Below are 12,426 nucleotides of genomic sequence, written 5' to 3'. Positions count from 1 at the left end.
ATTTAATCTCCGTGATTACGACCTGAAACTTGACAAAAATCTTTTGGATTTTTCACACCGATATGAGCTTCTTTTGAATGCTTAGAAACTTGAGTCACTCCATCATCATCCAATTCTATCGTATTTGGTTCACCGTGTTTACCAATAGATTTATGCACATGTGCATTGTTTCCTGCTTTGTATTGACTCGTATTTTGATTTCCATAGGCATGAATTTGAACCTCAGAACCATCTTGATGTACCCAGCGCTGATTTCTAAGATTTGCAGGATTCGTTCTTATATAATTATTATCTACTAAAACCTTTTGTACTGAAGGAATAGATTTACCTTTAAATGCTGGTAAATTATTTATATTTTTAGAGGGTTGATTAGTTGTGTTAAGCCCTAATGGATCAATCCAACCCACTGGATTCTGCGCGTAAGCATAAACATTATGTCCTCCGAGTAAACCAATAGGATCCTTAGAAATAAATCGGCCTACTTAAGGCGAATAGTAATGATGTCGATTGTAATGGAGACCAGTTTCCTCATCATAATATTACCTTTGCAAGAAAATATTTTGTAATGAGTTCATTATTTTCAAAATATTTAGATTGCTCCTTTTGTACTTTGCTACTTCGAGTATAGCTCTCGTCCTGCCCTCCCGAAAAGTATACTTTTTAGGATAATATTATCTAAATCAACATCTCAATATAGTTGACCAACCTTGATTACAATAACAAGTTATCTACATTCGTCTAAACTTATTGCTTAAATCCAAAAAAAGTTAAAATCTCTTTTTTTTGATTAAAAACAAATACCACATAAGTTTCATTAAACTTTATTGGTATCCATTTTACTTTTACACCCTCCCGCTTCTTGAGATCATTAATACACTCTTTCAAATGAAAATATTCAATTTCTTTCTCATCAAAATTCTTCTTCCTCATTATTAAAATATTCTCCAAATATTCACAATCCAACAAATCATAATATTCAAAAGAATGGACTTCATTTAAATTAATTTGCGAAAATTTAGGAATATTTTTCATTAAAAATCTATTGCTTTCAATATATTCATAAATCTCATTTTTTAAACTCATAAATTAAACACCTCAACACCTTTTCGAGTTCCTTTCATTAAAACCTCTTGTTCTCCCCAGATATCTGGTGAGTATTCCCATTTCCATTTGTCATTTTCTTTCGGAGCGCCAACTGGTACTCTAAGTAAGACCCCACCTTCACCTTTACTCTTACCAAAACCTTCGGCTACTTCCTTAGATCTTGACCAAGAAGTATATGGGCTATTTGATTGTACACCACCAGCATTATGTGCATCTGCACTAGCTGTTCCATCTAATTTTCCAGGGTTAACAATACCTTTTTTAGCATTCTCCAACTCTGGATGTTCCGCATGAACTCCTCGATACAGATATTGTTGCTCTGTAGGCGCACAATTATTATTTGTTAAACCTAATGGGTCGACCCAAATTATGGGGTTAGGAGCATATTGATATATATTATTACCGCCCAACAACCCAATCGGATCTTTAGAGATAAAACGTCCTACATAAGGCGAATAATATCGATAGCGGTTGTAATGTAAACCTGTTTCTTCATCAAAATACTGTCCTTGGAAGCGGATATTATTGGTGATGATTTCTGAATTTTCAAAAAAGTTAGATGCGGACTTTGCTGCTTTGAGCATATGAGCCATATGACGCAAGGTCTTGCACTTGTGCAAAGCGTTACTTTGCAGAAACGAGTTCACCTCACGCCTTATATTCAGTTTCTAGATCAATTGACTCTTATAAAGCTAAATTAAACCCCAAAATACCATTCTAAGAAATCATTAAATGATTCCCTCTTTTCAATAACATCTACTCCATTACCTATAAAATATTGACTTGCTTTAAGTGTTTCTTCATAAAAGAATTTCACTCTTTTTAATAAAAAAGCCAAAATCAAATTTATGAAAATTTGGCTTGTATAAAATTTTATGTAAAATATAGGAATTTAATCCCATTCATAACAACCAATATAAGTTAGAGTATTATACCGCTTATCTTTATCAACTTTAATTGGATCATCACCCCAGTAATAAAACATAGCATTAGCATTATTTATTCCTTTATCCAAAGAGTCTTTTAACATTTTTTGATGATGATCAGGTTCAGGTGTCTCATCTATAATAGATCTTACATCATTAGCCTGCTCATCAAAATGATATCCCATAAAGTCTTGGTCTAACCAATCTAGACCAACCTCTTTGCAAAATTTTGGTAATCCATGTGAATCATCAAAATAATCCCAATACTCTTGTTCAGATATCTCTGCTAAACCCAACCATAGATGTAACTTTGTTTTAAAAGACATTTATAGCTCTCCTATACCAAATCGTTCCATATTGATATATTAGAGGAAAATTAGATTCTGATTTTATTTTTTAAAAATCAAGACCTAAATAATGGCAATGTAAATTCCAACATTCCATCCTCGTATTCAAGATAACCTTGCAAAATTAAATCAGTTATTTTTGATTTGTTGTATATATTACACTCAACAACAAACTGACCATCCTCATTGGTATCCTCTATTTCAAAAATAGGTCTATTAGGAGATTTTACTTTTACACTTTCTATCTCGCTAAAAGGTATCAAAGATAAAACATACGAATTATTATCAAAGTTCCGTTCTAATTCCTCAATAATTTCTTCATACATTGCTGATGACAACTCAAACTTTTCTTCAAGTTGATGCTGATCCTTTTGATTTAAATAATCTAAAAACTGATTTATCAACTGATATACATCTAACATTTTTTCTCATTTATACTCATTTTTCAATATTTAACACAACCTGCACCCCATAATATTACACATATATAGTTTCTCTTCAATAGTTACCGCTCATGGAAATTTTCTTCTATTACATCACCCAAAGAATCTCCCAGCTTATTATACTCATCATTATCTACATAATAAATATATACTTCTCCATTTACATTTATAAAAATAGGGTTACCTGCACCATCATCCGAAACTACTACTGATTTTAAAATATAGTTATCAACTTTCAAATCATCTAAAAGTTTTCTTGCTCTATTAGTTAATTCAATAACAGTTTCATCCCCGATCATCTCAGCATTTTTCAAACCATATATAGCTAAACCTGCGTATGAACCACCATATGTACTAACAAATAGCTTATAGTCCTCTGGAAGCTTTATTTTCAAGATATTTTCCACATTATTAATATCATCCAAAGTTAATGGAACCCCTTTCATTTCTGGGTTATCTTTATAGAACTTTGATAATCTATCCAATAAATAGGCGTCCACCACAGCCCCCTCTTCGATTACAGGCTATTTATCACTAAACCTCAATTAAGCAAACTTTTAAAATTATTAAATATCAAATAAAATTTCTTCTAAAATTTCTTTAGATTCTTGATCTAATTTATCGTTACCACTCAACTCCAGATAATGTTTAATCAGTTCTTTCTTATCTATAGAAAAACCTATATTCACAGCATAAATATAAACATCATAAATAACAGATAGAGCATCCGATCTATTTTCCTTCAGTGGATTATTAATATATATATATACTAAAACATCCCATAATTTGATTAAAACATCATTTTCAAATATTTTCTCATTCAAATAAGGAGAAAACAGATCTGAAATCTCACCTAGCTCCTCAAATAAAGAATCTGTACTTAAAGAATCTCCCATAAGCCTATTTAACTTATCAAGGATATTAAACTCCATATTAACTTCCTCCCGGAAATACCGTTGGTTTTTTAATTGGGATATGTACATCATTAATTTTAACTGGATCATAGCTTGGACTATTAGAGTTAAATATTCCAGGTGGATGATAATTCCCATTTACATCCATACTTTTTTTACCATCCATTACCCTAACTACCCAGCCATCTTTTGCATTTGCTCCAGCTGGTGCATGGTCATCAGGCCCATGTATTCGGACAGTCTGAGTTGTTCCTTTATCTGTTGACCATTTATATTCATATCCATAATCATCAGTGGTTCCTGCTGGTGGAGTAAGTTTACGTCTTTTAGCATCTTCGGGAATATTTATTAAATCAGAACCATCTTCTTTTTTAATTGTATTTCCAATCAACTCACAGGTTAATCCAAGAGGATCAATCCAACTTGTTGGATTCGGAGCATAAACGTAAACATTATGCCCGCCCAACAACCCAATCGGATCTTTAGAGATAAAACGTCCTACATAAGGCGAATAATATCGATAGCGGTTGTAATGTAAACCTATTTCCTCATCAAAATACTGACCTTGGAAACGAATATTATTTGAAATAATTTCTGAGTTTTAAATAAATTAGACTTGGCTTTTCAGGTTTATACTCCTCCCCTGAAAGATAATTCACTATTCCAAATAACTCTATGTTTTTGATTGTCTGTTTCAAAAATTAAATCATAATACAAAAATATTAATACAAATAAGAACTTAAAGTTATCCACAATTAAAATAAAGATAACTCCAAATACTTATCTATGATAGTTTAATTATTCATACATAGTTGCTGCTAATAAAATTTTAGCTAAAATTTTCCAATCAAGTTGATTTTTTTTAATTTTTTCTAATGCATCAAAATCTTTCATATTCTCAAAATACCCATCCATATCATCCACCCAACTATTAATACCTTCAAGATAATCTGCTAAATTATTATTCTCCCATTTATTTAATGAAAAGTCCTCTATTAATATTTGTGTAAATTCTAAAAAATCCTCTTTAGTATTGATTTTTTCAACTGTTTCATTCAGCTTGTTCATTATTTCACCACCGTAGATTGACCATTACCTAATTTTAATTTCATTGAAGTCCCACCGTTTTTAGTAGATATTTTCCACATTTGCTGGTCTACTTCTTGAGCAGAAGCCCAAGTAATTGGCATACATTTCTTCGCCAATTTAAAAGCAGCAAGGCGCCTATGATCTAATGTCCAAATTTTACCTGAATTATCTTTCCATACTTTAGCTCTCAATACATTTGCATCTAACGTTCCATTCTTAAGGGATTCAGCATTTCCTAAAACAGTATAATCACCTGTCTGATTCTTAGCACTACTTTGCATAAAATGAACGCTTGAAGGATCTATAGTTCCAGAAGGACAATTCAATGGACAGTTACTACTCAATCCAAGTGGATCAGTCCATCCTGTTGTATTTAGTCCATAAGCATAGACATTAAACCCACCCAACAACCCAATCGGATCTTTAGAAATGAAACGCCCTAAATGAGGTATAGAGTAGCTGGAATGAATTAAACAATTTATTTTGATCATGACTGAGCACCGCTCAGTCTTTTTCTAAATTCTTAAAAACTTATTATTTTTCTAAAATATATCACATAATGCCTCAGATAATTTAGTCTTAATAGTTTCATCAGATATTCCTATTACTTTAAGCAGTGTAAAAGCCCAATCTAAACTATCACTAATCTCACTTGACGGAGGTTTAGTCCATAAAGGCAAAATTGAAAACTTTAACTCTGGCTGAACATTAACATCATATGAAATATTTTTTTCTTTCATACATTTTAGTATCTTAACCCTTCTATCAATTATTTCTGACTCAGCAACATAGCTTTCGCCATAAAACCAAAATAGTTTAGCGTCTTCAATAGATTCAGCGACATAATCTAAATGTACACTATTCAACAAAGGAATTATTTTATAGCAAAACTTTATGTATACAAAATATGCTTTTTCCAACTCCATATCTTCTATTTTTTCTATCAAGCTTGCTATTTCTTGATTACTTTTCACTACTATTAACTCCAAATTGCTTTAAAACATTATTACAACTACTACACGCTGGTTTATGTGTACCATGGCGTTTATCATTACTATTAATATTTACAACATCAATTGTAGCACCTTCAACATTTATACCCTTCTTTAATGCTTTATTAATTGCATCAACCTCCGCACAATTACCATGCCATGGAGCCTGTTCTTCTTCAGGAACGTTATTAAGTGCTTTCTTTAATTGTGGATGAACATTTTTATCTACTCTTCCACTTATACCACTAATATTAATACTTCCAACTTGTAAATCAGCTGCCGCACCTGATGTCTTACCTAGTTCAGATCTAGCTCTATCTGCTGTTAATTGTGCTGGCGTTTTCTTACGGTTTAAACCTAAGGGATCAATCCAACTTACAGGATTTGGCGCGTAAGCATAAACGTTATTACCACCCAACAACCCAATTGGATCTTTAGAGATAAAACGTCCTACATAAGGCGAATAATATCGATAACGGTTGTAATGTAAACCTGTTTCTTGATCCTTGCGCTTCAGACAGAGCAATGCTCTGTCTTTGCTCATGCACCTTGGAAACGGATATTATTGGTGACGATTTCTGAGTTTTCAAAAAAGTTAGATGCTGACTTTGCTGATACACGCTCACCCCACGCCTTATATTCAGCTTTCCAGACCATTTGACCTTGGGCATCGCTCATCTCCTGAGGCGTCCCCAAATGATCACAATGATAGAAACAAATATCATCTAAAGATTTTGCTGGGGCAGTCTTACGCCATAAAGGATCTTTGGCAATATGATAAGGCTGATCTGTCCAATCAGGTGTTTGTACAAGCTCAATCGGTTCACGATAGATTGCTTGCAGTAGAGGGACAAAACTATCCTTCTCATACACATAATGCTTGGTGATCTGTTCATTGGATTCGAATGCCAAAGTATTGCCATCCCAGCCATAAATCACATTCTGTTCTTCACCTGTATGATGGTGTTTACTACGTTTTTGAATACGCCGCCCTAAAGCATCATAACGATACTCCGCAGTGTATTCTGTATTACGACTCTTGATTAACCGCCCACAAACATCCCACTCAAGGTACAAGTCCCCTTTAGATGACTTTTGGCGCACCAATTGACCATAAGCATCGTACTGAACAAATTTACACTCTATTCACAGATAAAATTTAATATTCAAGTATTAAAGATATATCTCCCTGCTTGGGATCATAAGTGAATTCAACTTTATTCCATTTCGTTTTATCTTGCTTCAAAGCAACTCTCGCAGGATGAATAACAATAAAATCTTCATCATTAAATTTATACTTCTTCTTAAATCTTTTTAAAATTTTTGAGTGAAGTAAATTAGCCTCAAAGAACTCAGGCGTATTAAATAAAATATAAATAGTTCTTTCTTGTTCACTAAGTATTTTCACATATACTTTATCACTTAAATAGATAAGACTATCTAAAGCATCTTCATTTCCTAAATTAGAACTAATCTTCCCCCTCTCATTTTCAACATCAAAATCAAGGGAAAAATTATCACCTTTTATAATCTTTCGATCAAATAAAATATTTAAATTCAACTTATTACCTATCATATTTAATAATTTTCCCAGTAGAAAGCAAGTTCTTTTTATCTGAGTTTTCGATAAAGTATTGCGTTCCGCCTCCTGCGCCTAAATGAGGATTTGCAGCTGTTCTACCTTTAGCCACACACGTATCTTTAGTAACAATAAAAGCATGTAGCTGTGTTCGCATATCTCTTGCTCTAGGGTCACTCCAATTTCCTTTATGCGCAACTTGAACAGCATCATTATAACCTCTAGCAGTACCTGCTTTTAATACATCAGGTGATGTAGCAAGATAATTTCCTGGAGCATCGCCATGCGGATATAACGTGTACAGTACAGTACCTTTTTTTACTACTACATTTTTATATGCATCAATACCAGTATAAGGTTTTGATCCTTGCCATGATCGAGCTGTTTTTGAAGGATCTTTACCATCACAAGGATCTGTTTTTTTCGGACATGGGTGAGTTTTCTTAGAAGCACCTCCACTTCCCGTAGTTTTACCACTTTTTCTTTTCGTTAATCCTCTCGGATCTACCCATTCCACTGGATTCGGGGCATAAGCATAAACATTATGTCCTCCGAGTAAACCAATAGGATCCTTAGAAATAAATCGGCCTACATAAGGCGAATAGTAACGATGTCGATTGTAGTGGAGACCAGTTTCCTCATCATAATATTGCCCTTGAAAGCGAATATTGTTTGTAATGATTTCACTATTTTCAAAAAAGTTAGATTCTGACTTTTCTGCTTTGCATTCACCCCATGCTTTATATTGAGCTTTCCAGATCATCTGACCTTGTGAATCACTCATCTCCTGAGGGGTACCTAAATGATCACAATGATAGAACCAAATATCATTAAAACCTTGGCTTTGCTGATTACTCGTCCATAGAGGGTCTCGATTAAAACTATATTTATCATTCCACACAGGAGTAGAATGTAATTGAATATCTCCAGTATGCACGGCTTGAATCAGAGGAATAAAACTATCTTTTTCATAAATATAGTGTCGAGTAGCATTTCCATCTGATTCATAAGCAAGTGTGTCTCCATCCCATCCATAAACAATATGTTGTTCATGCCCTGTATGGTGATGTTTACTTTGCTTGGTTAGACGCCTTCCCATCGCATCATAACGATATTCAGCTGTAAACTGTGTATTGCGACTTTTTATTAAACGTCCTAAGACATCCCAAACAAGGCTTAGATCACCTGTTCTTGTTTTTTGTTTAATGAGTTGCCCATAAGCGTCATATTGGTATTGCTGTTCTAAATAATCTTTAACAACATTGTTTACTAAATGATTGTGTCGATAACCGTCTGTCGTTACTTGATATGATCCAGTGAAGTTATCGTCGAATTTCTGATTGAAAGGATTCAGAATATTACTTGCAGGATCAAAACTAAATATTTCTTTACCCAATTTACTTGTTGCTTCAAGCAATCGCCCTAACGGGTCATATTTATAATGAATATCGCCACGTCGTGTATCATGAATTTGAGATAAATGACCAGTTTTATCATACTGATAAATACGACTTAATAACTGCTGAGTTTCTTTCAATGCATTATTTTTTTGACTATCAGATACGCTATAACCATTTTCGTGGTCATTTACAATAATTTGGCTGCTTAACCTTCCTAATTCATCATAATGTTCAGATTGACTTAAACTATTTGCATAATGTCGAGCAATTTCACGGTGTAAATCATCTCGTTCAAAGCTAACAATATCTTTGCCGTTTAAGACTAAGCCATATACATGTCCTGTACCATAAGTTAACCAGCTAATTTTTTGTCCATCTGGCCTAACGGTCTTAACACGATCATTCAACTCGTCATAGCCATGTTTCCATACTGCCGTTTTACCTGTCTTAGAATCTTGAATATGTTCTCTTACCAAATTTCCAGCGAGATCATAGAACCACTCAACTTTACTATCCGAATTTTTTGCTAGTAAAATTTGATCATGGCTATTAAAAGCAAACTCTTCAACCTGAATATCTTCTAATTGTTGACCAACATGCCCGTAGCCAGAAATACGTTGTTCTAATCGCCCCATACGATCCAGCACAAATTGTTGAATACGATCTTTTGAAACCGCTCTATCAGTCAGACTTTGGCCATAACTCATCGCAACTTCAATACTTGTTTTTAACTGACCATTCGTTTCTTCATATTCATAAATAGTTTCTTTTCCATCAAAGTCAATTTCTTTTATCAATCGACCCACAACATCATAGAAAAACTCAAAATGAGCACCATTTTCATTGGTTAAACGTTTAAGACGACCTAATTTATCCCATTGATATTTAATTTTATAATTCTGCGGGTCTATACGTAATGAAATTAAACCGGCAGCATCATACTCATATTTTGTTTGCAGACCATTCGAGTCAATATGAGCCAGTAACCGGCCTTCTGCGTCATGAATAAAATATTCTTCTGAACTATCACTATACTTAATTTTGTCTAACTGGCCAAAAGCATTCAAAGGTAATCCTTTCAGTCTAGGTCGACGCTCTTCAGTTGTAAATTCACTATAAAAGTATTCAACTTTATCCTTTAAAGCATTTTCTACAGACTTCACACGTCCACGCGAATCATATTCCCATTTGGTTTCCTTACCTGAACAGTCTGTATAACTGACTAAATTACCTGAATTGTCATATTTAAGTTTTTTCGTACCACCTTTTGCATCAGTGATTTGAGTTGGTAGGCCCATAGCATTGTAGCTATAAGTGGTTTCTCTTTTTAATGGGTCAATTGCTTTGACAATATTACCTTGTCCATCATATTCTCTAAACCACCGTCCCTCTACAGCATCAACCATACCAATCATTTGATCTTTATCATCATAATCATAATAAACAGTTGCTCCATCAGCTTGAGTAACTGTTATTAAATTACCATTATCATCAAATTCGTATTCAGTCGTTGCAGCATCAGTATCGATATGGCGGACAACACGATTACATTCGTCTCTGAAATACCATTCTTCTAAATCATCAGGGTAGACAATTCGATAAGTATACCCTTCAATATCATAATAATATTCGGTCTCATTCCCATAGGCATCAATCACATAGGTCAAACGAATATTTTCATCCCATTCTAAACGTACATCAGAACTACCATCATCTGCCCATTCATGAAAGGCTTTAGAAATAGGTTCTATACCATCATATTCAAGATTCATGCCTCGACCAGTTAAGTCGGTATATCTTGTTAGTAAATGATGATCATATTGATATTTATAAGCTGAACCATTTTCAGTAATTGCCTCTACTAACTCGCCTTTTTCATTATAGTTATAGCTAGCTAATGGTCGCTTTAACTGCCCATTTTCAACAGTCCAAACATCTATAATACGTCCATCAGAATCAACCCCGAAAGCAACATGCAATAACTGTTGATCTTTATGCTTGATTAAAATGTCAGAAATATATGATTTTTCTTCAATTTTATGGTCATAACGGATAGCAGCAGTCACCCCATTTTTATATTCAATTACTGATAATCGATAGCCATCCAGATATTTTTCGAATAAATGTTTTTCATCTAAGCCCAAAGAAATCATTTTTAGATTGTCAGAGATAATACTGTAGTAAAACCCTTCTTGTTGATCGTGAATACTCTCTCCAACTTTAATATCAGGTAATGCAATTGGTCTTGCATCAGTACCAATGTATTGAAATCCTTTTAATTCTTTAATATACCCTTGCTGCTCTTCTGAACCCTCTACATATTCTGTTTTTGGAATAATCCGAGTGGTGAATGGTGTTAGCCATCTAGCACCAAATTCACCATGATCAAGTTGATATAAATTGGAGGCGTAAGTTCTTGATAGTACAAAACTAGATATTGAGGACTCATATGCATCAATATGAGTCAGAAACTCAGTTCCCAAAGCATAAGTAATACTGTTCGACGTTTTGCTTACTTTTTTAGCTGGATTAGCTTTAGCGCCGTTTGTGTTTAATTCACAACTGGTATTTGGATTATTATTTGGCTTTTTCTGATTTTGTATTGTCTCCAGCTCCCCATTTGCTCTTTTTTTCTCTTTACTAGTAACCTGCTTATCTTTAATTGGGACTGTATGCTTTTGCTTTGATTTATATTTTTTTGCAGCAACCATTAAGTTTTGTAATAACCATGAAAAACTCATGGCAGTACTAGGATCTGCTAAAGGGGCAAGTCTAGTTGGTACAGTATTACTAAACTTTCTGAAATTACCGATTTGTTTATTAACCTGATTTTTTGTTTTAGAATCTAAAAATGAGGTGGCAACTTTTGCTCCCATATTTCCATATTCTTTTGCTCCTGCTGAACCTACGCTGGCTAGAAAATCAACGCCATGAGAAAATGCTTTAAATGGATTTCTTAAAGCATTTTCCCCTACTTTAGATAAACTTGATTTTGCATTTTTAATATCTTGACCTGTGCTAAATAGCTTTCCTGTCAATATTTTGCTCATACCATCAGCAAAGTTATTTCCTAACTCTTTGGCTTTATTACCACAGTCATCAACCGTTTTTTTTACAAGAGGCTGTGCTTTTTCAGCAAACTGACTCAATTCCCCTGCTACGCGCTCATTTACATGAATTGTCAGCAATTCAATTATCGTGTCTGGAATCTGCTTAGCTAGATTTTTTGATTTCAAAGTTTTTAACGCAGGTCTTAATGCCATACGAGAAGCGGCTAATCCAGGTGGAAGAGGAATCACTCCAACTAAATCAATCCCTAAATTTAACCAATCTGGAAAACCAGGATTTGCTTTCCCTGTAATCTCGATAACATCATAAACTGCATCTGTAAGTGCAATAATGTTACCAATTACAGGTAATGATCCTGCAACCATTTTAAGTGTATCTAAATCAACCATATCGCCAGTGTTTTTTTTCAGCCATTGGTTGATTTTTTGAGTTCCAGCATTAACGTCAGCTAGCTTAATTGTATTAACAGGAGCAATAGCCACTTTCCCAGTGCCTGTTCTCGTGCTTTTATTCTGTGTAGATGTATTTCCAGTATTTCTAGATGCGGTCGTCATTCTTTGTAA

12 protein-coding genes and 2 pseudogenes are annotated in these 12,426 nt (G+C 33.9%); all 14 read right to left on the bottom strand.

Going from position 1 to position 12,426, the window contains the following annotated elements; all coding sequences use genetic code 11:
- Positions 1-2 precede the first annotated feature (2 nt).
- Complete coding sequence (locus A7P54_RS10255; protein ID WP_354667338.1) at positions 3-407, bottom strand: hypothetical protein; 405 nt, start codon at positions 405-407, stop codon at positions 3-5.
- A 337-nt stretch (positions 408-744) separates the two neighbouring features.
- On the bottom strand, positions 745-1,083 hold the full coding sequence (locus A7P54_RS10250) for a hypothetical protein (protein ID WP_171549500.1): 339 nt from the start codon (positions 1,081-1,083) through the stop codon (positions 745-747).
- Positions 1,080-1,697 (bottom strand): RHS repeat-associated core domain-containing protein, encoded by a 618-nt coding sequence (locus tag A7P54_RS10245; protein ID WP_252728606.1) that lies wholly within the window; start codon positions 1,695-1,697, stop codon positions 1,080-1,082. The genes A7P54_RS10250 and A7P54_RS10245 overlap by 4 nt, the downstream gene beginning before the upstream one ends.
- Before the next feature lie 299 nt (positions 1,698-1,996).
- Entirely contained in the window at positions 1,997-2,356 is a 360-nt protein-coding gene (locus tag A7P54_RS10240; RefSeq protein WP_171549499.1) for an immunity 22 family protein, read from the bottom strand.
- A gap of 77 nt (positions 2,357-2,433) precedes the next feature.
- A complete protein-coding gene (locus A7P54_RS10235) occupies positions 2,434-2,799 on the bottom strand; it encodes a hypothetical protein (protein WP_252728605.1) in 366 nt (121 codons plus the stop codon).
- Between the two features lie 83 nt (positions 2,800-2,882).
- Positions 2,883-3,320 (bottom strand): SMI1/KNR4 family protein, encoded by a 438-nt coding sequence (locus A7P54_RS10230; protein WP_354667337.1) that lies wholly within the window; start codon positions 3,318-3,320, stop codon positions 2,883-2,885.
- Positions 3,321-3,386: 66 nt separating this feature from the next.
- On the bottom strand, positions 3,387-3,752 hold the full coding sequence (locus A7P54_RS10225) for a hypothetical protein (protein WP_065342575.1): 366 nt from the start codon (positions 3,750-3,752) through the stop codon (positions 3,387-3,389).
- Between the two features lies 1 nt (position 3,753).
- A pseudogene (locus A7P54_RS10220) lies at positions 3,754-4,349 on the bottom strand (polymorphic toxin type 30 domain-containing protein); the annotation flags it as partial.
- Positions 4,350-4,532: 183 nt separating this feature from the next.
- Positions 4,533-4,802, bottom strand: coding sequence for a hypothetical protein (locus tag A7P54_RS10215; protein WP_005205271.1), 270 nt, complete (start codon positions 4,800-4,802; stop codon positions 4,533-4,535).
- A complete protein-coding gene (locus A7P54_RS10210; protein WP_171549497.1) occupies positions 4,802-5,314 on the bottom strand; it encodes an RHS repeat-associated core domain-containing protein in 513 nt (170 codons plus the stop codon). The genes A7P54_RS10215 and A7P54_RS10210 overlap by 1 nt, the downstream gene beginning before the upstream one ends.
- 51 nt (positions 5,315-5,365) lie before the next feature.
- Positions 5,366-5,797 (bottom strand): hypothetical protein, encoded by a 432-nt coding sequence (locus A7P54_RS10205; protein WP_171549496.1) that lies wholly within the window; start codon positions 5,795-5,797, stop codon positions 5,366-5,368.
- Positions 5,787-6,943: pseudogene (locus tag A7P54_RS19035) on the bottom strand (RHS repeat-associated core domain-containing protein); the annotation flags it as partial. The gene A7P54_RS10205 and the pseudogene A7P54_RS19035, both read right to left, overlap by 11 nt.
- Positions 6,944-6,974: 31 nt before the next feature.
- Complete coding sequence (locus A7P54_RS10195) at positions 6,975-7,391, bottom strand: hypothetical protein (protein WP_004805350.1); 417 nt, start codon at positions 7,389-7,391, stop codon at positions 6,975-6,977.
- Positions 7,381-12,417 (bottom strand): RHS repeat-associated core domain-containing protein, encoded by a 5,037-nt coding sequence (locus A7P54_RS10190; RefSeq protein WP_004805347.1) that lies wholly within the window; start codon positions 12,415-12,417, stop codon positions 7,381-7,383. Before A7P54_RS10190 ends, A7P54_RS10195 begins: the two co-directional genes overlap by 11 nt.
- Positions 12,418-12,426 lie beyond the last annotated feature (9 nt).

The organism is Acinetobacter sp. Ac_3412, assembly GCF_013072675.1.
Classification (GTDB): Bacteria; Pseudomonadota; Gammaproteobacteria; order Pseudomonadales; family Moraxellaceae; genus Acinetobacter; species Acinetobacter higginsii.
Note: the sequence above shows the minus strand (reverse complement) of the source record. Positions and strands in the feature narration are given on the sequence as shown.

Coding starts and splice junctions, on each gene's coding strand:
- A7P54_RS10250 (WP_171549500.1), bottom strand. CDS start 1,083: ATGAGTTTAAAAAATGAGATTTATGAATATATTGAAAGCAATAGATTT.
- A7P54_RS10245 (WP_252728606.1), bottom strand. CDS start 1,697: ATGGCTCATATGCTCAAAGCAGCAAAGTCCGCATCTAACTTTTTTGAA.
- A7P54_RS10240 (WP_171549499.1), bottom strand. CDS start 2,356: ATGTCTTTTAAAACAAAGTTACATCTATGGTTGGGTTTAGCAGAGATA.
- A7P54_RS10235 (WP_252728605.1), bottom strand. CDS start 2,799: ATGTTAGATGTATATCAGTTGATAAATCAGTTTTTAGATTATTTAAAT.
- A7P54_RS10225 (WP_065342575.1), bottom strand. CDS start 3,752: ATGGAGTTTAATATCCTTGATAAGTTAAATAGGCTTATGGGAGATTCT.
- A7P54_RS10215 (WP_005205271.1), bottom strand. CDS start 4,802: ATGAACAAGCTGAATGAAACAGTTGAAAAAATCAATACTAAAGAGGAT.
- A7P54_RS10210 (WP_171549497.1), bottom strand. CDS start 5,314: ATGATCAAAATAAATTGTTTAATTCATTCCAGCTACTCTATACCTCAT.
- A7P54_RS10195 (WP_004805350.1), bottom strand. CDS start 7,391: ATGATAGGTAATAAGTTGAATTTAAATATTTTATTTGATCGAAAGATT.
- A7P54_RS10190 (WP_004805347.1), bottom strand. CDS start 12,417: ATGACGACCGCATCTAGAAATACTGGAAATACATCTACACAGAATAAA.